Source organism: Planktotalea sp. (assembly GCF_018607965.1).
Taxonomy (GTDB): domain Bacteria; phylum Pseudomonadota; class Alphaproteobacteria; order Rhodobacterales; family Rhodobacteraceae; genus Planktotalea.
Genome location: NZ_JABBAM010000123.1, coordinates 1 through 26,847, shown reverse-complemented (window position 1 = coordinate 26,847; position 26,847 = coordinate 1). Strand labels below are relative to the sequence as shown.

Below are 26,847 nucleotides of genomic sequence, written 5' to 3'. Positions count from 1 at the left end.
CAGGCAAAGGCAACACAGCCCGAAACAGGGAACGCTCATCATGATTACCAACCATCGGCAAAACCCGACATGGCAAACGCTTTAACCGCGTTGCCAGATCCGCATAAATCTTAGGCGATGCATCTTCGACCATATCCCCGGAAATAACACAGGCCTGCGCATCACTATGGTGCGCCCCAACATACTCAATCACCGCGTCCAAACGCACGCGCGGATCATGGTCGACCTCCAGACCGTTAGATTTAAAATGTAGGTCACTGAACCAAATCAACTTCGCCATTAGACACGGCGAAGGCGGATCACCACGTCGACCTTTGCGATCTCCATGCCCTCAGGCGCGTTTGGCAAAGCCGCTATCACCAAATCCTCGGCAACAGCATCGGTCAAACGCCCCTCGTCTTCCCAATAGAAATGAGGATGATCGTGGATATTCGTGTCGAAATAGCTTTTCGATCCGTCAACCGTTACTTCTTGAACCAAGCCCACATCGCAAAACGCACGCAATGTATTGTACACAGTCGCTAGCGAAACACTCTCGCCCTGCGATTTGGACGCCGCAAACAGGCTTTCAGCCGTAACATGACGGTTCTTGCAATCGCCCACCAGCAATTCAGCAAGCGCAAGGCGTTGCTTGGTCGGGCGCAAACCTGCGCCGGACAGCCAATTGGCTGCGTGCTCTTGGGGTTGGGTCGAAACGTTTGTCATCACACGTCCTTGCTGTTGCCTTCTTATATGCGCTTTTGCGACCCGTTTTCAATTCCCTATACGCACACTGCGTAAACGCCCCTCACTTGCACCCTCTCGCGCGACGATGCTAAACAAAAGAAACACAAAAATATCGGAGCCCTCATGTCCACTTTCCCCAGCACTTTTGACAAAGACGACTTGCTCAAATGTTCCCGTGGTGAGCTTTTTGGCGAGGGCAACGCACAGCTTCCAGCGCCACCCATGTTGATGATGGACCGCATCACCGATTGCTCTGGCGATGGCGGCGCGCATGGCAAAGGTCACATCACAGCAGAATTCGATATTACGCCTGATTTGTGGTTCTTTGATTGCCACTTCCCCTGCAACCCGATCATGCCAGGCTGTCTTGGCCTAGATGGTCTTTGGCAGCTCACAGGTTTCAACCTAGGCTGGCGCGGCTGGCAAGGGCGCGGCTACGCTTTGGGCGTAGGCGAAGTAAAGCTAAAGGGCATGGTCCGCCCAGATCGCAAATTGCTGACCTATAAGATTGATTTCACCAAGGCGATCCAGACCCGTCGTTTGACCATGGGTGTGGCGGATGGCATCGTCGAAGCGGACGGCGAAGTGATCTACGAAGTGACAGGGATGAAGGTGGCGTTGAGCGAGAGTTAAGGAAACCTCAAAAATCTCCCAATGCTTAGTGAGCTGGCGCGTCCTTTATTGATAAGTTGGGTCGCGTCCGACTTTGATTCGAACCAGGTCGCTAAGTTGCTCAAGGATCGTGGCAAATACTTTACTTTCAGTTCCTGCTCTCTGTCTTGCCATCCATATGAAAACTCCTTTATCAAACTTCGCAACAGTTGTTATTAATGGGTATGCGAGTACTAATCGGTCCTCGAACCTTAGGTCTTAAAGGCCTCGTTCCGATCACAGCGTTCCGATGGAAAAAGGAAGGCGTCTAATGAAGGGCACGATTTTTGTAGAACTTATCAAGATGGCAGAAGATGCCTTCGGTGAAACAGTCGTCGATGATGTTTTAGAAAACGCGGATCTTGAGAACGGGGGGTCCTTTACCACTGTCGGCAACTACCCTTGCTCCGAGTTGATAAAGATCGTTACGGCCTTAAGTGATCACTCCGGCATCAGCCCAGCAGATCTTCAACGCAAATTTGGGCATTGGATTATGGACCACTTTGTCGAAGACTATGCTGAAATGTTCAAGGGGAAGAACAACTCTTTCGAGATGCTTGAAGCGGTCGATGGGGAGATTCATGTTGAAGTCAAGAAGCTGTATCCTGATGCCGAACTTCCGGTTTTCAAAACAGATCGCGTGGCAGACGGACATCTTGAGATGATCTATTCATCGCCACATCCATTGGTAGAGTTTTGCCATGGAATGATCGAAGCTTGCCTAGGTCAGTTTGACGAGGCAGCAACCATTGACCAATGTCCTGTTTCCGGAAATGCTAGTGCTACAAAGTTTGAAATAACGCTCGAGCAATAAAGCGAAAGCAGTTTTATGGACACCAAATTAAGCGATCAGGTTTCGCGAAAAAGATATGAGCGCGAACAACGCGCTCGCATAGAGGCCAAAAGCCTCTTGGAGGCTAAGAGCCGAGAACTATTTCTAGTAAACCAAGAGCTTAGCTGATATTCGGCCTCTTTAGAAGAGGCCGTTGGTTCCAGAACCGCCGAACTCGTCATTGCATTAGAGCAGGCAGAGGCAGCGTCGACAGCCCGCAGTCGTTTTGTCGCCACAATGAGCCATGAAATCCGCACCCCACTCGGTGGAATATTAGGAATGATCGACTTATTAAGCTTGGAAGAGACCTATCCGGAGAAAATTGAACTGCTTGAATATGCAAAATCTGGGGGAGCAGTGCTCCGTAGAATTGTAAACGACATTCTAGATTTCTCCAAAATGGAAGCAGGTCTTTTGTATTTCAAGAAGAACACGTCGATCTGCGTGCATTGCTCAAAAGCGTCCAAATCTTTGCTAACGCTAATCCCAAAATGGAAAACCGCGCGACAGTAGTGGACGTTACGCCAGATGTTCCTGAACTCTTTTGGGGCGATGCAACTCATTTACGACAAGTGATCTCGAATTTAGTCAGTAATGCGACCCGCTATTCCGAGGGCGGCCCTATAATTGTTCGAGCGGGAACAAGAGACGATGATCAAGGCATCCTGTTAAGAGTCTCCATCGAAGACTTTGGCATCGGCATTGCCGAAGCCGATTTCAAAGACCTTTTTAAAGACATCTCCCAGATTTCAAACTCACTGACTGCTGCCGCTCAGGGCACCGGATTGGGGTTGGCAATTTGCAAACGTATTTTGGACGGGTGCGGCGGCCAAATTGGCGTCGAAAGCATCCTCGGTGAAGGATCGGTTTTTTGGTTCGAACTTCCTGGCAAAATTGTAGAAAACACCTTGGGTGCTATCGTTCAGAAAGACGACGAATTAGATCTTTTGCAATCGGCCCAATTAGAGGGGGAACGCGTGCTTGTCGCTGAGGACAACATCATCAATCAGAAGATGTTATTGACCTACGTTGAACGGCTTGGGCTTGTTTCAGAACTTGCCGAGAACGGACGCGTTGCCTTGGAAAAATTTGACCCGGAAAAGTTTGACATCGTCTTAATGGACGTTGCGATGCCTGAGATGGACGGACTAGAAGCCATTCGTAAGATTCAAGAGAAATGGCAGGGCCATGTCCTACCCCCCATACTTCTTTTAACTGCACACGTGATGGAAGCGATTGAGGATGATGCTCGCTCGATCGGGATTGAAACAGTGCTCTCTAAACCGATCCCTTATGTTGAATTAAAGAATGCCCTTGAACTTGCCCTTTCTACGAGGGTTAGAAACGACAACGAAAAACGGCCTTCTATGCCAACTGCATCAGATTCGGGTAAAAAAAACTTGATTTCTTTGATGTCGCCTAGAAAATCTAAAGAGCTGCTAGAGATGTTTGATTATGAAGATGTCAGATCGCTCGTCGAAAAATACATCTTGGATTGTTCCGAACGCCTGGACATGATCCGCGACGCACAACAGAATGGAGAGGCTGTTTCGTTAGCTGAGCAAGCCCACTCCATAAAGGGTTCATCGTCGGTCTTAGGTTTTGAGGATATCTCAACTCATGCCCACCTTATCGAACAGTGCGACCCCATGAACGAAGATGAGCAAGCAACCGAAAACGTGACAGCTATCCGTAGAAAGCTGCAAGAGATCAGCGCCTGCTTGTGACGTTATCTTGAGTCTACGCTGAGATTGCGCGCCATCTTTTCAAACCGAATGAGACAACGCAGGCATGAAAAAATCATCACCTACCCTTTCTGATCCACGTCCCGCTCATATCTGCAACAGCCTCGGCAAAGGCGGCATCCATTGCGGACATGTTTTGCATTTGGCTCACTGCTGAACAAATTGCGACGTTCGGCAAAGGCAGGTTTTCCGCCGTCCGAAACCAGCAACATCCACCTCCCCCTTGCACCCCCTCCCCCCTCTCGCATACACAGCACCCAAGTCCATCAAGAAGGAGTGCGCCATGCGCCGTGTTGTCGTCACAGGTCTGGGTATCGTCTCTAGCATCGGTAATAATGCGGATGAGGTTTTGTCCTCTTTGCAAGCGGGTCGTTCTGGCATCACCGCCAATGAAGACATGAAAGAGCACGGGTTTCGCTCGCAAATTGCGGGTTCTGTTGATCTGAATGTTGCTGATCACGTGGACAAGCGCACGCTGCGTTTCATGGGTCCCGGTTCTGCCTACGCACATATTGCAATGGGTCAGGCGATTGCGGATGCTGGGCTGACAGAAAAAGAGATCGTCAACCCGATGACAGGTTTGATTGCGGGTTCTGGTGGACCAAGCACCTCTGCCATGCTCGCCGCGCATCAGGTTGTTCTAAAGACAGGCGCAACAAAACGGATCGGTCCCTTTGCGGTTCCGAAAACAATGTCCTCCACGGTCAGCGCCAACCTTGCGACGGCCTACCAGATCAAGGGCATGAACTTCTCGATCACCTCCGCGTGCTCCACGTCTTTGCACTGCATCGGTATGGCCGCGCAACAAATCGCACTTGGCTTGCAAGACACGATGTTTACAGGTGGCGGCGAAGAACTCGACTGGACACTGTCCTGCTTGTTCGACGCTATGGGCGCAATGTCCTCGAAATATAATGAAACACCAGAAAAAGCATCCCGCGCATTTGATGCAAATCGCGATGGGTTTGTGATCGGCGGCGGTGGCGGCATGTTAGTACTGGAATCCCTCGAAAGCGCCCAAGCGCGCGGCGCGAAGATCTACGCCGAAATCACCGGCTTCTCGGCAACATCTGACGGCGCAGACATGGTTGCCCCCTCCGGTGAGGGCGGCGAACGTGCGATGCTGGGCGCACTGAAAACTTTGAACGAAGATCGCAAGGTCAGCTACATCAACGCGCACGGCACATCCACGCCCGTCGGCGATGTTGGCGAAATCGAAGCAGTCCGCCGCGTGTTCGGGACCGGTTCCACACCGCCTGTTAGTTCGACCAAATCGATGACAGGTCATTCCCAAGGCGCAACAGGCGCACAAGAAGCAATCTACTGCCTGCTCGCCCTAGAGAACGATTTCATCATTCCTTCTATCAACGTCGAAACCCTCGATCCCGCGTTTAATGCAGCCGAGATCGCAACCAAACGCATCGACAATGCGGGGCTTGATACGGTGATGACCAACTCCTTTGGCTTTGGTGGCACAAACGGCTCCATGCTGCTTTCGAAATTTCACGGGTGATTTGATATGACAGGTTCCATGCACGGAAAACGCGGCCTTATAATGGGTGTCGCGAATGAACGCTCCATTGCATGGGGTATCGCGAAATCTATGGCAGAGGCTGGCGCAGAACTGGCCTTTACATATCAGGGCGATGCTTTCGGCAAACGCCTAGAACCCCTTGCGGCCTCCGTCGGTTCAGATTTCATGGTCGATGTAGACGTGACCGATGATGCCTCCCTCGACACGGCGTTCGAACAACTCGGCCAACGCTGGGACACAATCGATTTCGTCGTCCACGCGATTGCCTATTCCGACAAGAACGAATTGACAGGTCGCATCCTGAACACGTCCCGCGAAAACTTCAAAAATTCGATGGATATCAGCGCCTACAGCCTGATCGAAGTTGCGCGTCGCGCACATCCTTTGATGGTTGAAAACGGCGGAACGATCCTGACGCTGACCTACATGGGCTCAACCCGGGTCACGCCCAACTACAACGTGATGGGCGTCGCAAAAGCTGCCCTTGAATCCACAGTGCGCTACCTCGCCAATGATCTTGGTCCCGACGGCATTCGCGTTAACGCAATCAGCCCGGGTCCGATGAAAACGCTTGCGGGTGCAGCCATCGGTGGTGCGCGTAAAACCTACAAACATACCGATCAAAACGCGCCACTTGGCTCTAATGCTACCCTTGATGCCGTTGGCGGAACCGCCGTCTACCTCGCCTCAAGCGCAGGCGCATGCACAACAGGTGAAATCGTCCGTGTCGATGGTGGTTACCACGTTCTCGGCATGCCCCAACAAGACAATCTTTAACGCTTCTCCTTTTCCAAATATCTCGGGGGAGCGCGAAACGCGCGGGGGCAGCGCCCCCGTCCACCGCTAGATCAGAACCACTGCCCTGGCTCCATCAAACCAAGATCAAGCAATTGACGCGAGTGCCATTCAAACGCAGCTGAATTGTGCCACTGGAATGTTTCGATATCAAACGTCGACCCTGGATTTCGCTTAAGCGCCTTGGCGGTTCGAAATGACATAATTGCAGCCGACAAATTATGATGCCACTCGCATGTATAGGTGTTGTACTCGGAGACATTAAACGTGTGGTTCAGTCGCAATTCCAAACCTTTCACAGCCTTGATCAATGCCACTCTATCAATTTTACGGCTCGCACCAGAAACATGTTCTTCGTATCGCCATCGTAGCCCGTCAAAGAAATCCAACTGACGCTCTTCTGGCCAGTCTGTTCCCGGCTTGTTGCGCGCTAACGCGTAATATCCCGAGCGATCCATGTGAACATTCTCAAGCGATACGGCGTTCGGATACGTCTCCAAGTCATTCGCATAGAGATCGACGACATACGTCATGATTGTCGAGCGCCGTTCTTCCACATTGAATGCGATCATCTCTGCAACAGACCGCGTCTCGCAAAACGGATAGAAAAGATATTCAGCGTTATAGCAATAATATAACCAAATACCTGGAACGGCGTTGATGACCGCGTTCACAGCGGTTTCCATCGCCGCTTCGGCCGCCATATCATAGGTGACCCGATGCGCCTTCACACTCACATCGTCAGGCAAATCAAACGCGTCAGGCATAAACACAGCGATTTGTTTGAAGCCACAGTCGAAATGGTGGCGCAACGTCGTACCAATTTCGACGTCATCCTCAACGAAGATGAGTGCGACAGGCCCTTTAGCGAGCGTATCGCTTGCACTGGAAATAAACTCTTTCAACGATGCATAGCGTGGCACGGACAAATCCCTCGGTTGATTATACTTCTAGAAACGGCCATTTGCCCGCGCATTGCAAGCGCCCTCACTTATGATGTAACACGCGCCGAACGAAGTAGACCCAAGCGCACATATTTTCCAAAGGTATCATACCATGGCTGAGACTAAGAAACTCTTTATCAAAACCTACGGCTGCCAAATGAATGTGTACGATTCCGAACGCATGAGCGAAGCTTTGGGCGCGTCAGGCTACGTCGAAACCAAAACGCCTGAAGACGCGGACATGATCTTGCTCAACACATGCCACATCCGCGAAAAGGCCGCCGAAAAGGTTTATTCGGAACTTGGTCGCATGAAAGCTTTCAAAACAGCCAAGCCCGACCTGAAAATCGGTGTCGCTGGCTGCGTCGCCCAAGCGGAGGGTGCAGAAATCATGCGCCGTCAGCCTGCCGTCGATCTGGTAGTCGGTCCGCAAAGCTATCACCGCTTGGCCGAGATGGAGATCAAAACACGTCGCGGTGAAAAGGCGCTCGACACAGATTTCCCTCTCGAGGACAAATTCGAAGCCCTTAAGAACCGCCCAAAGGCCAAGCGCGCGCCTGCGGCCTTTCTGACCGTTCAAGAAGGCTGCGACAAATTTTGCGCCTTTTGCGTTGTTCCCTACACGCGTGGCGCTGAAGTCAGCCGCCCTGTGCAACGCATCGTCGATGAGGCCAAAAATCTGGTCGAACGCGGCGTGCGCGAAATTACGTTGCTGGGCCAGAACGTAAATGCTTACCACGGCGCGGGTCCTGACGGAAACGAATGGGGCCTCGCGCAACTGATCTGGGAACTCGATAAGGTCGATGGACTTGCGCGCATCCGTTTTACCACGTCCCATCCCAACGACATGCAAGACGATTTGATCGATGCCCACGCGCATTGCGCCAAACTGATGCCTTACTTGCACCTGCCCGTGCAATCCGGCTCTGACCGAATCCTGAAACGCATGAACCGGTCGCACACGTCAAATAGCTACCTGCGACTGATCGAACGCATTCGCAAAGCGCGGCCTGACATTCTTATGTCTGGCGATTTCATTGTGGGATTCCCTGAAGAAACTGAAGAAGACTTCCAAGCTACCCTCAATCTGATCGAAGAGGTGCGCTACGGCTATGCCTATTCTTTCAAATACTCGACCCGCCCCGGCACACCTGCCGCAGAACGCGCGCAAGTGCACGCCGCCGTCGCCTCTGAACGCCTTCACCGCTTGCAAACTTTGATCACGCGCCAGCAAACTGAAATTCAGAATGAAATGGTTGGACGCGATGTCACCGTACTGGTCGAAAAGCCTGGACGCGATCCAGGGCAGATGGTCGGAAAGTCAGAGTACCTGCACGCTGTTCATATCAATGATTGCAATGCCAAAGTCGGTGATCTGGTGAAGACACATATTACAGACGCCGTCAGGAACTCTTTGGCAGGGGCAATGATCTAAGATCCGACACCGTTGATGGACCTTAGACCACGCACGTCTATCTTGTGTTGAGCGAGTGAATTACATCTTAACCTTTCGAATCGCTTCCTTCAGTATTCGATTAGTTTTTCAAAAAATGAAATTCGACACACCTTGAACGCTCTAAGTGCGCAATTTTTTTCGCTTGATGATTGATTTGGCAGGCGAACTTGCCCTATTCTTGTCACATTGTGCTTCACACGAGGCATAGATTTGTTGAGGTAGACAATGTCTAGTGGGATGCAGAACAATGGACACCATTCATACGGGTTTGCTCTGGGGGGATTTAGAACGAAGGACGATAGCTGTGGCGAACATACTTTCCAAAGCACTTCGTACCGTTGCTAAAAGCGTAGCAATTGTCAGCCTGAGCGCAGTAGCACAGCATCAGCGCAGCAATACGGTACACAACAATACGGTGGCGCTCAGGGCGTCGCTACTGCCATTCAAGGTGCTGCGACGGGCTCGACGCGCACAGTGCTTGGGGAACGCTACATTCCAAACATCTGGGTTGATCCCGATGGTTGTGAGCACTGGGTTATGGATGACGGTGTTAAGGGTTATATGACCCCACACGTTAGTCGTCAGGGCATCCCAGTTTGTCGTCGCGGCAACGTTTGTGGAGTTATGAACTCCGATCAGTTCTTCTCGACAAACAGTCACAGCATCAGCCAGTCTGGTCGCCAACAAATTGCTAACTTCTTCCGCAGCTCTAGCGCGTCAGCATATGTGATTGCAGGACACACGGACAGTCGCGCATCAGACGACTACAACATGCGCCTCTCTTACAACCGTGCGGCCACAATCGCGAACATCGCACGCAGCGCAGGCGCTCGTGTTGCAGATGTACGTGGCTACTGCGAACGTATGCCAATCGCACCAAACAAATCGAACGTCGGTATGTCTAAGAACCGTCGCGTCGAAATCATCTTCATTCGCTGAGGAATAGATATATGAAATTCGCAAAATTTTCCCTCGCGTTTGTTGCTGTGTCTGCTCTTGCTGCCTATGAAGGTGGTGGTCGAACTGCTGATAAAGGCACGGACTTTGGCACAGACAAGAAAGACCTAAGCCAGCTTATCGCAGGTATCTGGGTCGATCCAAACGGTTGTGATAACTGGATCATTGACGACGGCTTTAAGGGCTATCTGTCTGCACGCCTCGACAAGTACGGCAAACCAGTCTGTTCTGGTGCGGCACCTGCGAACGTTGTAACGGGCCCATGGCGCGGTGGTGCGACAGATCTCTTCGCGAAGTGATCGGTCACATAAATACCATAACAAAGAATTTAGACCGCAGGTTTTTAAGCTGCGGTCTTTTTTAATTCAAAACTTATCCTAAATAACAAGTATAATCATCGGCTAGGAGACCTGAGTGAGCTCGACAGACCTATCCCCAGATCTTTCCACTTCCGCAGAAGCGATGTTGGAATTTTCGGACAACCGCCTGCTCATTGATCTGTGTGGAGAGTTTGATAAGAACCTCGCTCAGATCGAAACTGGAACAGAAGTGCAAATCATTCGGCGCGGGAATCGCCTTGTGATCATGGGCGAGAGAGACGCACGTGCTGCTGCAATAGAAGTGTTGGGTTCGCTATACGCGCGTCTTGAGGACGGGCAATCCCTTGAAACTGCAGACATAACCGCAGAATTACGCATGGGCCTAACCCCACGCCACGCAGATGTCGGTGAGGGCGGTCAGGCAGAGCTTTTTAAGACTGAACACCTTGAAATCAAAACTCGCAAGAAGACGGTCCAAGCCCGAACAGAGGCACAGAAAAAATACATCAAATCCCTGTTCGACAACGAACTTGCGTTTGGTATTGGCCCAGCAGGCACTGGCAAAACCTACATCGCCGTTGCGGTCGGCGTTGCCATGTTCCTTGGTGGGCACGTGGACAAAATCATCCTGTCGCGCCCAGCGGTCGAAGCTGGTGAAAAGCTTGGCTATCTGCCCGGCGACATGAAGGACAAAGTCGATCCCTACATGCAGCCGCTATACGATGCGCTAAATGACTTTTTGCCTGCCAAGCAACTCACGAAATTGCTCGAAGACAAACGCATCGAAATCGCGCCTCTTGCCTTTATGCGCGGCCGCACGCTGTCCAACGCTTTTGTTGTTCTGGACGAAGCGCAAAACGCAACGACGATGCAAATGAAGATGTTTCTGACGCGCCTTGGCGAAGGATCTCGCATGGTGATCACGGGCGACCGTACCCAGATCGACCTGCCACGCGGCGTCCCGTCTGGCCTTGCGGATGCTGAACGCTTACTCAACCAGATTACATCAATTAGCTTCAATTACTTCACCTCCAAAGACGTTGTACGCCACCCTCTCGTCGCCGCCATAATTGAGGCTTACGAGGCTGATCACGAAGCCATGCTCGCACGCAAGAAAACCTGATATGCATCCTCTCTCCACAAATATCCCGGGGGTTTGGGGGCTGGCCCCCAACTTGGTCGAAAAATGCTAACAGAAATCCTGATTGAAGATGGTCGTTGGTCCCAAATCGACCTTGGTGCGCTCGCTGAAAAAGCCGCGCAATCAACGCTCAAGCAACTCAAATTCGACGTCACAGCCTTCGAAATCGCCATCCTCGCCTGCGACGACCCTCGCATCGCCGACCTTAACACCGAATTTCGTGACAAACCCACGCCTACGAATGTCCTATCCTGGCCCTCTGACGAACGTGCCAGCGATATTGATGGCGCAAAACCCGACGAACCCTCGCTTCCAATGGACGCAGAACTAGGCGATATAGCAATCAGCTATGACACCTGCGAACGCGAAGCAGCGGCCGCAGGGAAACCAATGGCAGACCATGTGACCCATTTGATCATCCACGGCGTGCTTCATTTGCTTGGATATGATCATATCCGTGACCTTGATGCCACTTTGATGGAGGAAACCGAAGTCCAGATACTTGGAACTTTGGGTATAGAGACCCCATATTAACTAAAAGCAGCGCATATCGCGCGCATGACACAAGGATTACAGCGCGCCATGGGCGACACAGACGGTTCCTCTACAGCAGCGCATAGCGCGCAGCCCGAAGAGCAAACACAACAGCCTGCCACACCACCCGAAGCGGAGGGCGGCTTTTTCTCACGCGTCATCTCTGCGCTTAGCCCGTCCCAAGACAGTGAAATAGCCGCCACCCCCGCGATCAACGCGCCCCGTGTTCAACCCCACGGCATGATAAACTTGCGCCGTATGCGCATTGAAGATGTCGCCATCCCGAAGGCCGACATCACATGCGTGCCCAAAACGGCCACCAAGGATGAACTTCTCGCGGTCTTTACAGAAAGCGGTTTGACGCGCCTACCCGTTTACAATGGCACCCTCGACACACCGATTGGGTTTGCCCATCTCAAGGACTTCGCACTGCTGCACGGCTTCAATAGCAAAGAAATTCCCTTTGATTTAACGGCCATGCTGCGCCCACTTCTTTATGTGCCACCGTCCATGCCCATTGGTATTCTACTGACCAAGATGCAGACAGAGCGTCGCCATATGGCGCTCGTGATCGACGAATACGGTGGCGTTGATGGTCTTGTGACCATCGAAGATCTCATCGAACAGGTCATCGGCGAGATAGAAGACGAACACGACACCGAAGAGGCAGAGCTTTGGGTGCAGGAAAAGTCTGGGCAATACCTCGCTCAGGCAAAAGCACCACTCGATGAATTCGAGACTGCAATCGGTGTGCATCTGACTGAGGATGATGAAATCGACGCCGAGGAAATCGAAACTCTGGGCGGTCTCGTTTTCATGCTCGCAGGCCACGTGCCCGCGCGCGGCGAAGTGGTACGCCATCCCGCAGGTTATGAATTCGAAGTTCTCGATGCTGATCCACGTCGGATCAAACGTCTGCGCGTGCGTCTTGCGCCGCCCCCGGCCGAATAAACCGTGAGGGCACCGCGCACGCACTTTGCGCTTTGCGTTTTGGCGGGCTTGTGTTTTGCGGCCGCCCAAGCACCGCTCGGTATTTGGCCCTTGGTCCTTGTGGGTTACGCACTGTCTATCTGGTTGCTCAAAACCTGTGAAACCCCCAAGCGCGCAGCGTGGACGGGTTGGACCATAGGTGCCGCATATTTTGCTGCTTCGCTCATTTGGATTGTTGAACCCTTCCTTGTCGATTTTGCCGCAACCGGCTGGATGGCCCCGTTCGCACTGATAGGTATGGCAGGCGGGCTTGCGCTATTCTGGGCACTGCCATTTTGGCTGGCCATGCGCCTTGGCAAAATCGCAACTATCCTCGCCCTTTGGCCGCTTGGTGATTATGCACGTAGCACCCTATTCACCGGTTTTCCATGGGGACTGCATGCATACGCGTGGATCGATACCCCCCTTGCACAGATCGCAGCGTGGATTGGCCCACACGGATTAGGCGCGCTGACTCTCGTATTAGCTGCAATGCCCATTCTTTGGGTACAGCGAAAGGGGGCAATCGTCGCCGTCCTCGCACTGATCACTCTGGCAACACTCGGCCAAGTGCGCCTCAACAACGCGCCCGCACCCGATCCAGAAGCTCCGATAATTCGCCTCACGCAACCCAATGCCCCCCAACACCAAAAATGGGACCCTGATTACGCCCCTGTCTTTTTTCGCCGCCAAATTACTGCAACCCAAGCGATGCCCAAGCCTGATCTCATTGTTTGGCCCGAAACATCACTTCCAAATTGGCTAAACGATGCCGAACGCACATTAGAAGTCATTGCAGACGCCGCGGATGGCACGCCCGTGCTGATCGGTGCGCAGCGCTATGAAGGGATGCGATTGTACAACAGCCTTGTTCTTTTGGATAGCAATGGGCAAATCACTCAAACCTACGACAAATATCACCTTGTCCCTTTTGGCGAATACATCCCATTCGAAACAATGCTTCGCAAACTCGGCTTGGACACACTGACCGATGCCGTCGGTGGGTTCACCCCCGGTCAAGGCCCCAAGTTGATTGATCTGGGGGCCCTCGGCAAGGTGCTAGCCCTCATTTGCTATGAAGCCGTGTTCCCCCATCAAATGACCAGCCCTGACGAGCGCGCGCGCTTCTTGCTACATGTCACAAATGATGCGTGGTTCGGCACATTCTCAGGGCCCTACCAACACCTCGTCCAAGCACAGTTTCGCGCAATTGAACAAGGGTTACCACTGCTGCGCAGCGCCAACACTGGGATCACAGCTTCGATAGATTCACATGGTCGCGTCCTAGACCGGATTCCTCTTGGCCAAGCTGGACACATTGATAAAGCCCTACCTGCCCGCACTGACCCAACTTTTTATGCGCGGTTTGGAGATGGTATTGCACTATTGGCCCTCCTATTCATCTTTTGCGCCACACTTTTGCCATACCGTCCCACCACAGGTTGACCAGGCAAACAGGCGGGCATACACCCTTCACACACACCGTTACAACGGCTTCCTGACGTGGCGGATCACCCTACCGGAGCACTATTCATGACACGCCAGAATTACACATTCACTTCGGAATCTGTTTCCGAAGGCCACCCAGATAAAATCTGTGACCGCATTTCGGACGCCGTACTCGACGCCTTCCTCACGGAAGAGCCCGAAGCGCGCGTTGCTGCGGAAACATTCGCAACGACCAACCGCGTTGTGATTGGCGGCGAAGTTGGCCTTGCTGATCAATCCAAGCTCAAAGAATACATGGGCAAGATCGAAGACATCGCTCGCGCTTGTATCAAAGACGTTGGCTATGAGCAGGACAAATTTCACCACGAAACTGTAGAGATCACCAATCTGTTGCACGAACAGTCCGCGCATATTGCGCAGGGTGTTGATTCCGCAAAAGACAAAGAAGAAGGCGCTGGCGATCAGGGCATTATGTTCGGCTATGCGACCAACGAGACCGACGCCCTTATGCCGGCTCCGATCCAATATTCCCACGCGATACTGCGTCGCTTAGCAGAAGTGCGTAAAGACGGCACAGAGCCAACTTTGCGTCCGGACGCAAAATCACAGCTGTCTGTGATCTATGAAGGTGGCAAGCCAGTCGGCGTTTCCTCCATCGTTCTATCCACACAACACCGCGACGAAGATCAGACATCCGACGACATCCGCGCAATCGTTGAACCCTACATCCGTGAAGTCCTCCCATCGGGTTGGATCACAGAGGCGACTGAATGGTGGGTTAACCCAACAGGCACATTCGTTATCGGCGGACCAGACGGTGACGCGGGCCTCACTGGTCGCAAGATCATCGTTGATACCTACGGCGGCGCAGCTCCACACGGTGGCGGCGCGTTCTCTGGTAAAGATCCGACCAAGGTTGACCGTTCTGCAGCGTATGCGGCGCGCTACCTAGCAAAGAACGTTGTTGCATCCGGCATGGCCGAGAAGTGCACGATCCAGCTGTCTTATGCGATTGGCGTCTCCAAGCCCCTGTCGATCTATTGCGACACGTTTGGCACAGGACAGGTACATGAGACCGCAATCGAGAAAGCGATCGAACAATGCATGGACCTAACCCCACGCGGCATTCGTGAGCACCTGCAAATGAACCGCCCCATCTATGAGCGCACAGCAGCCTACGGTCACTTCGGGCGCGAGCCTGAGGCAGATGGTGGTTTCTCGTGGGAGAAGACAGATCTGATCGAGGCACTAAAAAAGGCGGTTTAAAGCAACTCGAATATCAAAATCACTTGAGGCTCCGCATTTTGATGCGGGGCCTTTTGCGTCTTGGACCCGTCATCTTTATGCACGATCCCGATGATAAGTCAGCGCCATAGAGACCAATGCTCGAGCAGGAAACTCTGGCACATCACTCCCCAAATCAATCGAAACGGCTCTGTTGCCTGTGTATTGAAACTCAAGCGGAAACGCCTCACTCATACGACCAACCAGATCCGTATTGCAGTTGAAAAAGAGCGTGCATTTGTTCGCGAATTTTTCTTTCCACGCCATACGGATCGTGCTTCCTGATTTGTTCTTAGCTGTAAGATACGCTGGCTCCCCCCACTTCAAAGTCTATTGAATCGGGCCAACTTCAAGACGCTTTGCTTCTTCAAAAACGATGCGACGCAATATGTGCAACTTGGCTTGTGCCGCAGTTGGGTAGCTCGCGAAAACAGCTTTCACCTCTTGCGGCATGTCGGGAAGGACCAGCAGTTCCATTAGATCACCTCAATCGGCAAAAGAATTTCTGACAACAATTCTGCAGGTGCCGTTTGGGACGGATCGTTCAGATAGGCCTCTAGAACCGGGGCGTCCCGCAACTCATATTCGCTTTCAGGCAACCAAATCCCAAACAGCCAATCATAGGCCACGCGCATATCCGAATACGGACCTTTGTGGCTCAATACGGCGTAGGGTCCACCCTCAATGATTATCGGCTTAAGCGGCCCAACAGGATCCTCGGCTTGCACAAACAGTGCTGCCGCCGCAGAGCGCAGTTCAGCGTCCAGGATCGACTCTGGATCGTCGAAAAACACACCGTATGCGCCGATCATATCCTCCATTTTCCCCGCGTCACCAAGCGTCGCCATAAGGGTGCCAAATGCCTGATCAATACCCATGTAATTCCCCGTGCGATGCGCCCCAAGTCCTGCTGATTCAGTGAGGTTACGAATCTGCATCGGGAATGCACCAGCATTGGCCATACGCGCAGCGTTAACCAACTCCATATGCGAACCTGTCTTGCGATAATTTCCGGGCGACGTGCCGTAAGCATCGGAAAAAGCCTGTGAAAACGCAACATCCGTGGAATATCCCGCCCGCTTAGCGACCTCTGGGATCCTTGATGTTGTGTTTGAAAGATCAGACGCGGCTCATGCAAGGCGCAGACGCTTTACCGTTTGCGCGACTGTCTCGCCCATCACAGCGCGATATACACGATGCCAGTGAAATCGCGACATCGCAGCAACATCTGCCAGCGTATCAAGATCGAGCGGCGCATCAAGGTTTTCATGTATATATGTGCTGACGCGGCCAATGCGATCAAAGTAGGTAGTGCTTTGAATTTGGGTCTCTTTAGTCATTGTTCTACTACAAGTTTACTCTGAAACTTTGATAGGCGCACTCAAACTGATAAATCTTGCTAAGTTGAAAAAATCTAGGTCTTGCAATATATAAACTATCAAACTAGTTTAATAAAATGATTTCATCCCAAACAATATCCGAGGCCTTTTCGGCCCTCGCACATCCTTCCCGCGTCGATATCTTGCTCGCGCTGATGCCCTATGCGGCAAGCGGGCTAAGCGCTGGTGATCTTGCACAGAAAACCAGTATTCCACCCTCGACCCTCGCGCATCATTTGCGCGAAATGGAGGCAGGCAACGTGATCGAACGCATCGCACAGGGGCGAAAGACGATCATAAAACCGAACCTGACATCGCTAAGCAGCATCGCGGGATTAATCACACAGCTGTGCTGCACCTCTGAAGGAGAACCAGAATGTTAACGAGAGCCTTGTCCCAAGCTTTCTTGCTTGGTCTTATCGCCATCATGGTGGCGCTTTTCGCCGCCACAAGATCGAATCCATCCCAAGCCTTGATCCTCTCCGTCGCAGCCATCGTCCTGATCGCACTGTCCCTCATCATGGAACGCCTCTTCCCATTGCATAGCGATTGGAACGAGGGCCAAGGCGAAACAGGCGGCGACATAACATCTTTTGTGCTGATCTTTGGACTCCTAGACGGCGTGCTCAAATTCCTGATGCCCTTCGTCATCCTCATGCTTTTGCCCGAAATGCAAGTCGGCCTCGCCCTTCTCTTCTGGAGCGAAGTCGTACTTGTCACCCTCCTGATAGAGTTCGGTGCATGGATCAGCCATTGGGCACACCACCGTTACCCGCGCCTTTGGGCAATGCACCACAGCCCCGAGCGCCTCTACACATTGAACAACTTCCGCTTCCATCCGCTAAACCACATCGCGACCTATCTTCTAGCTTTCACGCCGCCGCTTTTGTTGGGGTTCAACCAAGACGCACTGCTGGCCTATGCCGCGTTGACCTTGCCAATCGTGCTGTTCCAGCACAGCAATATCCGGTTCGATTTCGGGGCGCTGAACTATCTCTTCAACACTAACGAACTGCACCGCTGGCATCACTCAGCCTCCCCCAAAGAAGGCACCAAAAATCTGGGCCGCGCGATTGTGATCTGGGATCAATTCTTCGGAACTTTCTTAAAGCCCAGTGTCCAATCCGAACCCAAAACTATCGGCCTGTTTGCCGCCAGTCTCAGCTTTCCCAAAGCACAAAGCTTATGCCGCCAACTCGCTTGGCCATTCACCAAAACCTGCTGTGCTTAACGCGACGCACCCCACACAAATTGCGATGGCGTTTCGCGCCCTTGCCCCTTAGCCTGACAGCTTCCATCACATAAGCGATGCACGCCCATGTCCTCACGCCTGCCCATCTTTTTCATCGTCGCAACCGTCACGATTGACGCTATGGGCATCGGCCTGATCATGCCCGTTATGCCCGATCTTCTGCGCGAAGTAGACGGCGGCAACCTGAGCCAGGCCGCGATCTGGGGAGGCATCCTCGCAACCACATTTGCCGTGATGCAATTCCTGTTCGGTCCCATCATCGGATCCCTCAGCGATCAGTACGGGCGTAAACCTATCCTCGTGATCTCTCTTGTTATTATGTCCATCGTTTATGCCCTATCCGCCATTGCAGGCAGCATTTGGATCCTCTTCGTAGGACGCATCATAGGTGGCGTGTCCGCAGCTACCCACGCGACCGCCGCCGCCTATATGGCAGATGTGTCCAAACCAGATGAAAAGGCTGCAAATTTTGGGCTGATTGGTGCAGGCTTTGGCATTGGCTTTGTCCTTGGCCCTGTCGTCGGTGGTCTTCTTGCCGAATTTGGCACGCGCGCGCCCTTCTGGGCCGCCGCTGTCCTCGCCATGTCAAACGCTGCCCTCGGCTGGTTTGTGCTGCACGAAAGCGTCACCGACGCGACCCGTCGCGCCTTTACTTGGAAACGCGCCAATCCCTTCGGTGCATTCAAATCCATCACTAGCTTCCCTGGTCTTGGGCCCCTCTTGTTGGTCTACTTCTTCTACCAAATCGGAACCGTCGTTTACCCCTCTGTCTGGGCCTTCTACGGCGTGGAACGATTTGAGTGGTCCCCCAGCATGATCGGCGTCTCCCTTGCGGTCTTCGGCCTGTGCTTTGCATTCGTGCAAGGCGCGCTTGTCCAACCCTCAATCCGCCGGTTTGGACATCGTAAAACCGTGGTGATCGGCCTCGCGTTAGAAGCAACCACCCTGTTCATCGTCGCAGGGATCACATCAGGCAATATACTTTTATTGCTCATTCCGTTCACCGCACTCGGTGCCGTCGGAATGCCTGCACTGCAAGGCATCATGTCGCGCCGCGTCAGCGACGATGCACAGGGGGAATTCCAAGGTGTGCTGACATCGGTGAACTCCCTAGCTGCGATCATGGCCCCCCTCGTGATGACCCGCAGCTTTGCCTATTTCACCGCGCCAGAAGCCCCCGTCTATCTGCCAGGTGCCCCCTTTATCATCGCTGGCACGCTGATGATGATTGCAGTCGTGATTTTCCAAATGCGCAAACGCTCTTCCGCCGCGTCATAAAAGCTGCAAAATGTCGGAAACGGGCTTGTCTGTCCTGCCCACTTGGTAAACCTTAAGACCAAGTTTGGGAGAACACTATGCCGACAATCAAAGCCGCCGTTTGCCATGAATTTGGTGCCCCTTTGTCCATCGACGACGTGCAACTGCGCGCGCCTGAAATGGGCGAAATTGAAGTCACGCTAGACGCCTGTGCGATCTGTCATTCCGACATTTCTTATGCGGGCGGTGCTTGGGGCGGATCGCTTCCAGCGGTCTACGGCCATGAAGCGGCAGGCATTATCACCAACCTGGGCGACGGTGTACGCGGTCTTGCGCAGGGTGACAGCGTCGTTGTCACCCTCATTCGATCCTGCGGCAATTGCGTGTGTTGCGCGGGCGGCGCACCGACTTTGTGCGAAACGCCCTACGACGGCGACCACGGTCCTTTGAAAACAGCTGACGGCTGTAAGTTGCACCAAGCCATGGCGTGCGGTGCCTTCGCCGAAAAAGTCGTCGTCGATCAGCGCCAAGTCGTCAAAATCGCCCATGATATTCCCAAAGATGCCGCCGCCTTGCTCGCATGCGGCGTCATCACAGGCGTCGGTGCAGTGGTGAACGCGGCCAAGCTGAAAGCGGGTCAAGACGTCGTTGTCATTGGCGCAGGCGGCGTCGGCCTAAACGCAATCCAAGGTGCGCGCATCGCAGGTGCACGCCGCATCGTTGCGGTCGATATGAGCGACGAAAAGCTTGCCATAGCCAAAGAATTCGGCGCAACGGACGGCGTTCTCGCAACGGGTGACAGCCCGTGGCGCGCTGCAAAAGCTGCCATGGGACGCGGCGCAGATGCGGTTATCGTCACCGTCGGTGTTGCAGCAGCCTACACAGACGCCGCGCGCTATTTAGCGTACGGCGGCAAAGTCATCATGGTCGGCATGCCCGCAACAGGTGCCACATCTCAATACGAGGCCGCTAATTTCGCGGCCGTTGGTCAATCCATGATCGGTTCCAAAATGGGTGACGCGGTGATCCAACGCGACATCCCTTGGATGGTGGATATGTATAGCCAAGGTCGCTTGAAGCTGGATGAACTCATCTCAGGTCGCTGGGCGCTTGATCAAATCAACGAGGCAATTGAAGACACCAAATCAGGCTCCGCGAAACGCAATGTGATCATGTTCAAATGAAGCTGCAAGACCTAGACATCATCGTCACCGCCCCCCCAGCACCCGGCTGGGGTGGTCGCTATTGGATCATTGTCAAGGTTACGACAGACACAGGCATAACGGGTTGGGGCGAATGTTACGCCTCCTCCGTCGGTCCAGAGGCCATGCAAGGCGTGATCGAGGACGTCTTCGAACGCCATATGCTGGGCGAAAACCCCGAAAACATCGAACTAATGTTCCGCCGTGCGTATTCTTCCGGCTTCACACAACGCCCAGACCTTACCGTCATGGGCGCGTTCTCTGGCTTAGAAATCGCGTGCTGGGACATCCTTGGCAAAGCTCGCGAACGCCCCGTCTACGCATTGCTTGGCGGCAAGATGAACGAACGCATCCGCGCCTACACGTACCTCTACCCGCTTCCCCATCACGATCTCACAGATTTCTGGACCAGCCCCGAAATGGCCGCTGAATCCGCTGCCGATGCGGTTGCGCGTGGCTATACGGCCGTAAAATTCGATCCCGCTGGCCCCTACACATTGCGCGGGGGCCATATGCCCGCCATGAGCGACATCACGCGCTCCGTCGCTTTCTGCAAAGCCATCCGTGAAGCGGTGGGCGACAAAGCAGACCTGTTGTTTGGGACACATGGCCAGTTCAACACCGCAGGCGCGATCCGCCTTGGTCAAGCGCTGGAACCCTACTCCCCCCTTTGGTACGAAGAACCGACACCCCCCGATCACATCGAGGACATGGCCCGCGTTGCGCGCAACGTGCGCATCCCTATTTCGACGGGCGAGCGTATGACAACCAAGTCAGAGTTCGCCACCGTCCTACGCGCGGGTGCTGCCGAAATCCTGCAACCTGCTTTGGGGCGCGCAGGTGGTATCTGGGAAATGAAAAAAACTGCCGCGATTGCCGAAGTCTTCAACGCGCAAATGGCTCCGCATCTCTATGCTGGTCCAATTGAATGGGCGGCGAACATCCATCTCGCAACTTCGATCCCGAATATCCTGATGGCCGAAACGATTGAGACACCATTCCATGATGCGTTAATCAAGGGCTCGATCCGCGTAGACAACGGCTTTATCACGCCCCCCACAACACCGGGCCTTGGTATAGACGTAGACGAAACCCTCGCACGCGCGCACCCCTACACGGGCGACGGTCTCCATCTGCAAATGCAAGAAGACCCATGTGATTACGCGAATGGGAATAATTATGAAGGCGGTGCGCCGGCCCCAAAAGACTGACGCACGCTCTTCATCTTTCTAAATAAACTTTCGGCTCGTTAGGGCCGAGACTCCGAATTTTCGAGAAAATTCGCTTACGCTCCTGCACGCTCCCACGGCCGGATGAAATCACCCAAGATTGCCGTGATCGCAGCATCATCATCCGAAGACGCTGACACTTGCGCAACCAAACCGCGCTTTTTGTCGTCAATCACAGAGACGACCTGCGCCGCGACACCTGCTTTTTCAAGCGCTGCATCATAGACACGCGTAATCGCCATTTTTCGCAGATCAGGCTTGAACACCTTGCCCACCGCCGTCTTCGGAAGCTCTTCCAAAATCGTCATATGCTTGGGCTGCGCGGCACGTTCTTGAACGTGGCTCTTGCAGAACTCTAACAGTTCTTTTTCCGTCACGGATGCACCCGCGACCAGCTCAACGAACGCACAAGGTACTTCGCCCGCGTGCGCATCTGGCTGACCAATGGCACCCGCAAACGCGACGGCTTCATGACCCAGCAATGCCTCTTCAATCTCTGCAGGATCAATGTTGTGACCACCGCGGATGATCAAGTCCTTCGCACGGCCAGTGATCCACAGATACTTATCTTCATCAAACCGACCCAGATCGCCCGTGCGTAGATAGTACCCATGATAGAGATCGCGGTTTTTATCGACTTCTGTATAGGTCGCTCCCACGCGCACACCCGGGTTAGAGATGCAGATTTCACCGACTTCGTCGATCGCACACTCTATCGGTCCATCAGGCGTATTATGTAGAATTTTGACATCGCAGTACGGGAAAGTTACCCCGATTGAACCAACTTTCTTGTGGCCCTCTGGTGGGTTGATCGACACAAGACACGTCGCCTCGGTCAATCCGTAACCCTCTACAATTTGAACACCTGTTGCGGCTTCAAACCGCTTGTACAACTCCAAAGGCAGCGGTGCAGATCCAGAGAACGCGGTCTTTACTGTGCTCACGTCCGCATCAATCGGACGCTGCATAAGTGCGGAAATCGCAGTTGGAACCGTGATGATGAAACTAATCTTCCAGCGTTCAACAAGCTTCCAGAAGTTATCAAACACACCTTCGCCGCGATAGCCTTGTGGGGTCGGAAACACCACATGCGCACCGCTCGAAATAGCCGCCATCAAGATCACATGCACCGCAAAAACGTGGAACAAAGGCAGCGGACAAATCACGTTATCCTCTTCGGTGAAAAGCAATTCGTGACCCAACCAGCCGTTATAGATCATTCCATTATAGGTGTGTTGCGCCACTTTGGGCATGCCCGTCGTACCGCCCGTGTGGAAATAGGCCGCAACGCGATCTGCTTTACTATCTGCAAAATCAAGTGTCGTGTTTTGCTTGGCAATTTCTGCGTTAAAATACATCACCTTCGCATGATGCGTGTTTGGATTCTTTGGGCGCACCAAAGGAACAATCCAGCTTTTAGGTGGCGTCAAATAGCGGTTCAAATCGACCTCAAGAACTGCTTTCACGCTTGGTGCATGACGCACAGCTTCGGCTGTCTTTTGACCCACATCCGTCTTTGGGAATGCCTTCAAAGTCACAACAACCTTTGCGCCAGTTTCGCGCAAGATGGATGCGATTTGCTCTGGCTCCAAAAGCGGGTTGATCGGGTTCACAATTCCCGCAACCATACCACCTAACAAAGCAATCGTCGTTTCATTCGCGTTCGGCAAAATATAGGCGACAACGTCCTTTTCACCCACACCAAGTTTGCGAAACAGGTTGGCCGCTTGCACGGTTTTATCATGCAGCGCGGACCACGACAGCGTTTCCGCTTTGTCGGTTGGTCCAGAAAACAACTGATAACTGACCGCAGGGCGATCAGGAAACTTGGCCGTTGTTCGGCTTAGAAGTTCGTACAACGTAGTCGGCACATCGCGCTCTGACCACGGCATTTCCGTCTCTAAAGCGATCTTATCTGCAATGGATGCAAATCCCATGGCTACTCCTCCCCTGAGCCTAAATTCCGCATGCGTCCAAACCCATGCGCCTTGCGGCTAAGATGTGCGCCCACGCCTTTAAACGCAAGGTTTCCCAAGCATAGTTTCGCAATTGCGCACAAAAAAGGAGCGACAAAGCCGCTCCTTCTTACTCTTAGTCTTAAAAAGGTAGGACTTACGCCTCAACACCTTCTTGTGGAATGCGCAGAACCTGACCTGGATAGATCTTATCTGGGTGGCTTAGCATCGGTTTGTTGGCCTCAAAGATAGCCGTGTATTTGGATCCATTGCCCATCGCTTTTTCAGCAACGGCCCATAGCGTGTCGCCCTTTTCCACAGTATGGAACACAGGTGCTGCGTCGCCGTCATCGGCTTCGTCGGTTTCAACAGCGCCAATTCCCGTGACGTTGCCAACTGCCAGAATGATCTTTTCGCGAATGGACGGGCTAACCGGCCAACACCAGCGATACGGACCTTGTCACCTTCAACTTTGATGTCGAGATCTTTGGCCTCTAGACCCAGATCAGCAACTTCTTTTTTCAGATCATCGACTGATGGCTCATCATCGCCACCAAACAATTTCTTACCCGCGTCTTTTGCAAAACTCCACAAACCCATAATACGGTCCCTCCTTGATTAAATCTGAGCGACTGCGACGCGCACCCAGCCTAGGTACAAGAGGGAACAGGCGTAAGCCTAAATCAAACGTCGTCAAACCCGGCTGTGAATTGCAGCCGTGCAAGACGCGCATAAAGTCCATCTTCAGCAACCAAAGCATCATGCGTGCCGATCGCAACGATCTTGCCCGCGTCCAGCACAACAATACGATCCGCCTTCTTCACAGTCGCCAAACGGTGGGCCACAATCAACGTTGTCCGTCCTTGAGATAATCCATCCACCGCAAGCTGAACCGCACGTTCACTTTCCGCATCCAATGCACTTGTCGCTTCATCCAGCAACAACACAGGCGCATTGCGCAAGATCGCACGCGCAATCGCGATACGTTGCTTTTGACCACCCGACAGCATTACGCCGCGCTCACCCACGTAGCTGTCATAGCCATCTGGCAGTGCAGAAATAAACGCATGCGCAGCGGCTGCTTTTGACGCGACTTCCACCTCTGCATCCGTGGCGTCAGGTCGACCAAAGCGGATGTTTTCACGCGCAGAGGCCGCAAAGATCACCGAGTCTTGTGGCACCAGTGAGATATGCTTGCGAAACGCATCGCGATCCATCTTTGGCAAAGGCACACCGTCGATGCGAATTTCACCAGATTTGGGATCATAGAACCGTTGGATCATCTGAATGATCGTCGTCTTACCCGCACCAGATGGGCCAACAAACGCGACCGTTTCACCAGCTGAGATCTCTAGGTTCACATCTTCAAGTGCTGCAACATTAGGCCGTGTCGGGTAGCGAAACGACACATTGTCAAACGTGATTTCACCGCGCACAGGGTCCGCCAAGGCGATGGGCTGATCAGGATCATTCACTGTATCCTCAGCGTCCAGCAATTCGACTAAACGCTCTGTCGCACCAGCCGCGCGTTGAAGTTCGCTCCAGATTTCTGACAGCGCGGCAACCGCGCCCGCAACCATCACCGCGTAAATTACGAATTGCACAAGCGCTCCTGTGCTCATCAAATCCGCACGCACATCACGCGCGCCGATCCACAGAACGCCAACGATCCCTGAGAACACCAAGAAAATGACGATCATCGTCAAATAAGCCCGCACTTTGATACGACGCCGCGCAGACTCATAGCTCTTTTCGGTAAAGTCCGAAAACGACGCCTGACTTTGCGCTTCGTGGGTAAAGGCTTGGACAGTTTGAACCGACCCTAGCGTTTCAGATGCATTGCCAGAGGACGCCGCAATCCAGTCCTGATTTTCACGACTTAACACACGCAGCCGCCGCCCCAACAACAAGATCGGCACGATCACTGCGGGAACTAACAAAAGGACCAGGCCCGTTAATTTGGCTGATGTGAACAGCATCAAAATCAAGCCACCGAACAGGATCAACACATTGCGCAGAGCAATCGAAATCGACGATCCAATGACAGACAGAATAAGCGTAGTGTCTGTTGTGATCCGGCTCAGAACTTCGCCAGTCATGATGTTTTCATAAAACGCAGGGCTCATCGAAATGACGCGATCAAAAACTGCTTTGCGAATATCTGCGACAACCCGTTCCCCCAAACGCGTGACCAACGCATAGCGCAGCGCCGTTCCTACCGCGAGCAAACCCGCGATCCCGAGGGCAGCCGCGAAATACTGATCTAAGATGCCACCATCAACCGTTTCGAAATTATCAACAACACGGCGCACAGCCAAGGGCAGAACCAGCGACACACAGGCCGTCAGGATCAAAGCAAGAACCGCAAACAAACACAGCAGCTTGTAGGGATATAAAAAGGGCCAAAGCCGTCGCAACGCACCAAAATCCTTTGACTTAGCGCGTTCCGCTTCCGCCAAATTTGGTGCGACTTGCGTGCTCGACGCGGTAGAGTCAGAGGCCATTGGAAATCCTTGCAAAACGATTGCTGCGCATTAAATGGACCACGCGCGTGTCGTCAAGGGCGACAGGGTCTCATGCTGCGTTCAATCTCAGGTGACCATTATATTTTTAAGGGGAGTGTTTTGGAGCGGGCGGCGGGAATCGAACCCGCATCTTCAGTTTGGAAAACTGAGGTCTTAACCATTACACAACGCCCGCTCTCTGTGAAGGCCTGATATTTCATAGCTATCTGGCCGTCAAGTATCGCAATCCCAGATATACGGAGAAGTTTCGGTAAAAAAATTGCACCCTAAAGATCCAGCGCATCACGCACTCCCATTGCACTCATGCCGCCGTCGATGACAATGTCTTGCCCCTTGATCCATGCACTCTCAGGTGAGGACAAAAAGACAATGACGTCCGCAATCTCGTCCACAGTTCCGGGTCGTCCAGCGCGCGCAACGTTTTTGGCCATTTTTTCTCCAAAGGCAGTTGCGAAATCTTGCAGAATCCCCGTGCTGACAGCTGCGGGACTGACCGAGTTCATTCGAAGTCCGCGCGCAATCATGTCTTCGGTTCGCGCGATGGTCATCACAATTAACGCTTCTTTTGACAGGTTATAGGCCCGCGTTGACCTTATATCGCGCTGGGTGACAAACCCGCTCAAATCAGCAACATCCAACGCCATCAGCGCCTTCACTTCGTTCAAGTTTTCGCGCCACATCGCACCCGCGCGCGAGGCGGTGTTCACGATC

At 53.0% G+C, this 26,847-nt stretch carries 30 protein-coding genes, 1 tRNA gene, 2 pseudogenes and 1 riboswitch; of the genes and pseudogenes, 20 read left to right on the top strand and 13 right to left on the bottom strand.

What is annotated here, in order from left to right; all coding sequences use genetic code 11:
- A partial coding sequence (locus tag QZ279_RS11525) for a metallophosphoesterase (RefSeq protein WP_293450971.1) occupies nucleotides 1-280 on the bottom strand: 280 nt, incomplete at its 3' end.
- On the bottom strand, nucleotides 280-705 hold the full coding sequence (gene irrA, locus QZ279_RS11520) for an iron response transcriptional regulator IrrA (protein ID WP_293450969.1): 426 nt from the start codon (nucleotides 703-705) through the stop codon (nucleotides 280-282). The genes irrA and QZ279_RS11525, both read right to left, overlap by 1 nt.
- A 144-nt stretch (nucleotides 706-849) precedes the next feature.
- Between irrA and fabA the strand changes: the two genes are divergently transcribed.
- The 5 genes and pseudogenes from fabA (at nucleotide 850) to QZ279_RS11495 (ending at nucleotide 3,936) form a co-directional block, all read left to right on the top strand.
- Nucleotides 850-1,359, top strand: a complete 510-nt coding sequence (fabA, locus tag QZ279_RS11515; protein ID WP_293450967.1) for a bifunctional 3-hydroxydecanoyl-ACP dehydratase/trans-2-decenoyl-ACP isomerase — start codon at nucleotides 850-852, stop codon at nucleotides 1,357-1,359.
- Between the two features lie 289 nt (nucleotides 1,360-1,648).
- Nucleotides 1,649-2,191 carry a heme NO-binding domain-containing protein gene (locus QZ279_RS11510; RefSeq protein ID WP_293450965.1) on the top strand — a complete coding sequence of 181 codons (543 nt, stop codon included), beginning with the start codon at nucleotides 1,649-1,651 and terminating at the stop codon, nucleotides 2,189-2,191.
- Between the two features lie 255 nt (nucleotides 2,192-2,446).
- Nucleotides 2,447-2,560, top strand: a pseudogene (locus QZ279_RS11505) (histidine kinase dimerization/phospho-acceptor domain-containing protein); the annotation flags it as partial.
- A 6-nt stretch (nucleotides 2,561-2,566) separates the two neighbouring features.
- On the top strand, nucleotides 2,567-2,722 hold the full coding sequence (locus QZ279_RS11500) for a hypothetical protein (protein ID WP_293450979.1): 156 nt from the start codon (nucleotides 2,567-2,569) through the stop codon (nucleotides 2,720-2,722).
- Nucleotides 2,701-3,936 carry an ATP-binding protein gene (locus QZ279_RS11495; protein ID WP_293450963.1) on the top strand — a complete coding sequence of 412 codons (1,236 nt, stop codon included), beginning with the start codon at nucleotides 2,701-2,703 and terminating at the stop codon, nucleotides 3,934-3,936. Before QZ279_RS11500 ends, QZ279_RS11495 begins: the two co-directional genes overlap by 22 nt.
- Nucleotides 3,937-4,051: 115 nt before the next feature.
- Here the strand turns inward: QZ279_RS11495 and QZ279_RS11490 are convergent.
- Nucleotides 4,052-4,170, bottom strand: a pseudogene (locus QZ279_RS11490) (enoyl-CoA hydratase); the annotation flags it as partial.
- Nucleotides 4,171-4,237: 67 nt separating this feature from the next.
- Here QZ279_RS11490 and QZ279_RS11485 point away from each other — a divergent pair.
- Nucleotides 4,238-5,467: a beta-ketoacyl synthase N-terminal-like domain-containing protein gene (locus tag QZ279_RS11485; RefSeq protein ID WP_293450961.1), complete on the top strand. Its 1,230-nt coding sequence runs from the start codon at nucleotides 4,238-4,240 to the stop codon at nucleotides 5,465-5,467.
- Nucleotides 5,468-5,473: 6 nt separating this feature from the next.
- Nucleotides 5,474-6,265: an enoyl-ACP reductase gene (locus tag QZ279_RS11480; RefSeq protein WP_293450959.1), complete on the top strand. Its 792-nt coding sequence runs from the start codon at nucleotides 5,474-5,476 to the stop codon at nucleotides 6,263-6,265.
- 71 nt (nucleotides 6,266-6,336) lie between these two features.
- Here the strand turns inward: QZ279_RS11480 and QZ279_RS11475 are convergent, their stop codons facing one another.
- Entirely contained in the window at nucleotides 6,337-7,206 is an 870-nt protein-coding gene (locus QZ279_RS11475; RefSeq protein WP_293450957.1) for a hypothetical protein, read from the bottom strand.
- 133 nt (nucleotides 7,207-7,339) lie between these two features.
- On the opposite strand from QZ279_RS11475, the gene miaB reads away from it, so the two are divergent.
- From miaB to metK, 8 genes are all read left to right on the top strand, one after another.
- Complete coding sequence (miaB, locus tag QZ279_RS11470) at nucleotides 7,340-8,662, top strand: tRNA (N6-isopentenyl adenosine(37)-C2)-methylthiotransferase MiaB (RefSeq protein WP_293450955.1); 1,323 nt, start codon at nucleotides 7,340-7,342, stop codon at nucleotides 8,660-8,662.
- Between the two features lie 462 nt (nucleotides 8,663-9,124).
- On the top strand, nucleotides 9,125-9,622 hold the full coding sequence (locus QZ279_RS11465) for an OmpA family protein (protein ID WP_293450977.1): 498 nt from the start codon (nucleotides 9,125-9,127) through the stop codon (nucleotides 9,620-9,622).
- A gap of 11 nt (nucleotides 9,623-9,633) precedes the next feature.
- Nucleotides 9,634-9,939 carry a hypothetical protein gene (locus QZ279_RS11460; RefSeq protein ID WP_293450953.1) on the top strand — a complete coding sequence of 102 codons (306 nt, stop codon included), beginning with the start codon at nucleotides 9,634-9,636 and terminating at the stop codon, nucleotides 9,937-9,939.
- 163 nt (nucleotides 9,940-10,102) lie between these two features.
- Nucleotides 10,103-11,083 (top strand): PhoH family protein, encoded by a 981-nt coding sequence (locus tag QZ279_RS11455; protein ID WP_293450975.1) that lies wholly within the window; start codon nucleotides 10,103-10,105, stop codon nucleotides 11,081-11,083.
- Nucleotides 11,084-11,146: 63 nt separating this feature from the next.
- Nucleotides 11,147-11,635, top strand: a complete 489-nt coding sequence (gene ybeY, locus QZ279_RS11450) for an rRNA maturation RNase YbeY (RefSeq protein WP_293450951.1) — start codon at nucleotides 11,147-11,149, stop codon at nucleotides 11,633-11,635.
- 48 nt (nucleotides 11,636-11,683) lie between these two features.
- Nucleotides 11,684-12,586 (top strand): hemolysin family protein, encoded by a 903-nt coding sequence (locus QZ279_RS11445; protein ID WP_293450973.1) that lies wholly within the window; start codon nucleotides 11,684-11,686, stop codon nucleotides 12,584-12,586.
- A 3-nt stretch (nucleotides 12,587-12,589) separates the two neighbouring features.
- A complete protein-coding gene (gene lnt / locus QZ279_RS11440) occupies nucleotides 12,590-14,050 on the top strand; it encodes an apolipoprotein N-acyltransferase (protein ID WP_293450949.1) in 1,461 nt (486 codons plus the stop codon).
- A gap of 33 nt (nucleotides 14,051-14,083) precedes the next feature.
- Nucleotides 14,084-14,131, top strand: a riboswitch (SAM-SAH riboswitch).
- 6 nt (nucleotides 14,132-14,137) lie between these two features.
- Nucleotides 14,138-15,319 (top strand): methionine adenosyltransferase, encoded by a 1,182-nt coding sequence (gene metK, locus QZ279_RS11435; protein WP_293450947.1) that lies wholly within the window; start codon nucleotides 14,138-14,140, stop codon nucleotides 15,317-15,319.
- Nucleotides 15,320-15,394: 75 nt separating this feature from the next.
- On the opposite strand, the gene QZ279_RS11430 is transcribed toward metK, so the two are convergent.
- The 4 genes from QZ279_RS11430 to QZ279_RS11415 all read right to left on the bottom strand — a co-directional run bounded on the left by QZ279_RS11430 (nucleotide 15,395) and on the right by QZ279_RS11415 (nucleotide 16,677).
- Nucleotides 15,395-15,604, bottom strand: coding sequence for a hypothetical protein (locus QZ279_RS11430; RefSeq protein WP_293450945.1), 210 nt, complete (start codon nucleotides 15,602-15,604; stop codon nucleotides 15,395-15,397).
- A gap of 63 nt (nucleotides 15,605-15,667) precedes the next feature.
- Complete coding sequence (locus tag QZ279_RS11425; protein ID WP_293450943.1) at nucleotides 15,668-15,814, bottom strand: hypothetical protein; 147 nt, start codon at nucleotides 15,812-15,814, stop codon at nucleotides 15,668-15,670.
- The gene (locus QZ279_RS11420; protein ID WP_293450941.1) at nucleotides 15,814-16,323 is read right to left on the bottom strand and encodes a GyrI-like domain-containing protein; all 510 of its coding nucleotides are present in this window, start codon (nucleotides 16,321-16,323) and stop codon (nucleotides 15,814-15,816) included. Before QZ279_RS11420 ends, QZ279_RS11425 begins: the two co-directional genes overlap by 1 nt.
- Before the next feature lie 144 nt (nucleotides 16,324-16,467).
- Nucleotides 16,468-16,677: an AraC family transcriptional regulator gene (locus QZ279_RS11415; RefSeq protein ID WP_293450939.1), complete on the bottom strand. Its 210-nt coding sequence runs from the start codon at nucleotides 16,675-16,677 to the stop codon at nucleotides 16,468-16,470.
- A 116-nt stretch (nucleotides 16,678-16,793) separates the two neighbouring features.
- Here QZ279_RS11415 and QZ279_RS11410 point away from each other — a divergent pair, with 116 nt between their 5' ends.
- The 5 genes from QZ279_RS11410 (at nucleotide 16,794) to QZ279_RS11390 (ending at nucleotide 21,638) form a co-directional block, all read left to right on the top strand.
- Entirely contained in the window at nucleotides 16,794-17,099 is a 306-nt protein-coding gene (locus QZ279_RS11410) for a helix-turn-helix domain-containing protein (RefSeq protein ID WP_293450937.1), read from the top strand.
- On the top strand, nucleotides 17,093-17,947 hold the full coding sequence (locus QZ279_RS11405; protein ID WP_293450935.1) for a sterol desaturase family protein: 855 nt from the start codon (nucleotides 17,093-17,095) through the stop codon (nucleotides 17,945-17,947). Before QZ279_RS11410 ends, QZ279_RS11405 begins: the two co-directional genes overlap by 7 nt.
- 87 nt (nucleotides 17,948-18,034) lie before the next feature.
- Nucleotides 18,035-19,246: a TCR/Tet family MFS transporter gene (locus tag QZ279_RS11400; RefSeq protein WP_293450933.1), complete on the top strand. Its 1,212-nt coding sequence runs from the start codon at nucleotides 18,035-18,037 to the stop codon at nucleotides 19,244-19,246.
- Between the two features lie 77 nt (nucleotides 19,247-19,323).
- Nucleotides 19,324-20,409 carry a zinc-binding dehydrogenase gene (locus QZ279_RS11395; protein WP_293450931.1) on the top strand — a complete coding sequence of 362 codons (1,086 nt, stop codon included), beginning with the start codon at nucleotides 19,324-19,326 and terminating at the stop codon, nucleotides 20,407-20,409.
- Nucleotides 20,406-21,638: a mandelate racemase/muconate lactonizing enzyme family protein gene (locus QZ279_RS11390; protein ID WP_293450929.1), complete on the top strand. Its 1,233-nt coding sequence runs from the start codon at nucleotides 20,406-20,408 to the stop codon at nucleotides 21,636-21,638. Before QZ279_RS11395 ends, QZ279_RS11390 begins: the two co-directional genes overlap by 4 nt.
- 74 nt (nucleotides 21,639-21,712) lie before the next feature.
- Here the strand turns inward: QZ279_RS11390 and QZ279_RS11385 are convergent, their stop codons facing one another.
- The 5 genes from QZ279_RS11385 to QZ279_RS11365 form a co-directional block, all read right to left on the bottom strand.
- Nucleotides 21,713-23,593, bottom strand: a complete 1,881-nt coding sequence (locus QZ279_RS11385) for an acyl-CoA synthetase (protein ID WP_293450927.1) — start codon at nucleotides 23,591-23,593, stop codon at nucleotides 21,713-21,715.
- 175 nt (nucleotides 23,594-23,768) lie between these two features.
- Nucleotides 23,769-23,942, bottom strand: coding sequence for a LysM peptidoglycan-binding domain-containing protein (locus QZ279_RS15780; protein WP_366513955.1), 174 nt, complete (start codon nucleotides 23,940-23,942; stop codon nucleotides 23,769-23,771).
- Nucleotides 23,943-24,294: 352 nt separating this feature from the next.
- Nucleotides 24,295-26,115 (bottom strand): ABC transporter transmembrane domain-containing protein, encoded by a 1,821-nt coding sequence (locus QZ279_RS11375; RefSeq protein WP_293450925.1) that lies wholly within the window; start codon nucleotides 26,113-26,115, stop codon nucleotides 24,295-24,297.
- 121 nt (nucleotides 26,116-26,236) lie between these two features.
- Nucleotides 26,237-26,311: transfer RNA gene (locus QZ279_RS11370), tRNA-Gly, on the bottom strand.
- Between the two features lie 91 nt (nucleotides 26,312-26,402).
- On the bottom strand, nucleotides 26,403-26,847 hold a 445-nt coding region (locus QZ279_RS11365), incomplete at its 5' end, for an SDR family oxidoreductase (protein ID WP_293450923.1).

What these genes read in the sequence shown, in the direction of transcription:
- QZ279_RS11495 (WP_293450963.1), top strand. Translation starts at nt 2,701, where the DNA reads ATGGAAAACCGCGCGACAGTAGTGGACGTTACGCCAGATGTTCCTGAA.
- QZ279_RS11425 (WP_293450943.1), bottom strand. Translation starts at nt 15,814, where the DNA reads ATGGAACTGCTGGTCCTTCCCGACATGCCGCAAGAGGTGAAAGCTGTT.
- QZ279_RS11510 (WP_293450965.1), top strand. Translation starts at nt 1,649, where the DNA reads ATGAAGGGCACGATTTTTGTAGAACTTATCAAGATGGCAGAAGATGCC.
- QZ279_RS11390 (WP_293450929.1), top strand. Translation starts at nt 20,406, where the DNA reads ATGAAGCTGCAAGACCTAGACATCATCGTCACCGCCCCCCCAGCACCC.
- miaB (WP_293450955.1), top strand. Translation starts at nt 7,340, where the DNA reads ATGGCTGAGACTAAGAAACTCTTTATCAAAACCTACGGCTGCCAAATG.
- QZ279_RS11400 (WP_293450933.1), top strand. Translation starts at nt 18,035, where the DNA reads ATGTCCTCACGCCTGCCCATCTTTTTCATCGTCGCAACCGTCACGATT.
- QZ279_RS11405 (WP_293450935.1), top strand. Translation starts at nt 17,093, where the DNA reads ATGTTAACGAGAGCCTTGTCCCAAGCTTTCTTGCTTGGTCTTATCGCC.
- QZ279_RS11385 (WP_293450927.1), bottom strand. Translation starts at nt 23,593, where the DNA reads ATGGGATTTGCATCCATTGCAGATAAGATCGCTTTAGAGACGGAAATG.
- QZ279_RS11455 (WP_293450975.1), top strand. Translation starts at nt 10,103, where the DNA reads ATGTTGGAATTTTCGGACAACCGCCTGCTCATTGATCTGTGTGGAGAG.
- fabA (WP_293450967.1), top strand. Translation starts at nt 850, where the DNA reads ATGTCCACTTTCCCCAGCACTTTTGACAAAGACGACTTGCTCAAATGT.
- QZ279_RS11485 (WP_293450961.1), top strand. Translation starts at nt 4,238, where the DNA reads ATGCGCCGTGTTGTCGTCACAGGTCTGGGTATCGTCTCTAGCATCGGT.
- QZ279_RS11460 (WP_293450953.1), top strand. Translation starts at nt 9,634, where the DNA reads ATGAAATTCGCAAAATTTTCCCTCGCGTTTGTTGCTGTGTCTGCTCTT.
- QZ279_RS11415 (WP_293450939.1), bottom strand. Translation starts at nt 16,677, where the DNA reads ATGACTAAAGAGACCCAAATTCAAAGCACTACCTACTTTGATCGCATT.
- QZ279_RS11420 (WP_293450941.1), bottom strand. Translation starts at nt 16,323, where the DNA reads ATGGAGTTGGTTAACGCTGCGCGTATGGCCAATGCTGGTGCATTCCCG.
- QZ279_RS11410 (WP_293450937.1), top strand. Translation starts at nt 16,794, where the DNA reads ATGATTTCATCCCAAACAATATCCGAGGCCTTTTCGGCCCTCGCACAT.
- QZ279_RS11375 (WP_293450925.1), bottom strand. Translation starts at nt 26,115, where the DNA reads ATGGCCTCTGACTCTACCGCGTCGAGCACGCAAGTCGCACCAAATTTG.
- QZ279_RS11395 (WP_293450931.1), top strand. Translation starts at nt 19,324, where the DNA reads ATGCCGACAATCAAAGCCGCCGTTTGCCATGAATTTGGTGCCCCTTTG.
- QZ279_RS11480 (WP_293450959.1), top strand. Translation starts at nt 5,474, where the DNA reads ATGACAGGTTCCATGCACGGAAAACGCGGCCTTATAATGGGTGTCGCG.
- QZ279_RS11445 (WP_293450973.1), top strand. Translation starts at nt 11,684, where the DNA reads ATGGGCGACACAGACGGTTCCTCTACAGCAGCGCATAGCGCGCAGCCC.
- QZ279_RS11430 (WP_293450945.1), bottom strand. Translation starts at nt 15,604, where the DNA reads ATGGCGTGGAAAGAAAAATTCGCGAACAAATGCACGCTCTTTTTCAAC.
- metK (WP_293450947.1), top strand. Translation starts at nt 14,138, where the DNA reads ATGACACGCCAGAATTACACATTCACTTCGGAATCTGTTTCCGAAGGC.
- irrA (WP_293450969.1), bottom strand. Translation starts at nt 705, where the DNA reads ATGACAAACGTTTCGACCCAACCCCAAGAGCACGCAGCCAATTGGCTG.
- ybeY (WP_293450951.1), top strand. Translation starts at nt 11,147, where the DNA reads ATGCTAACAGAAATCCTGATTGAAGATGGTCGTTGGTCCCAAATCGAC.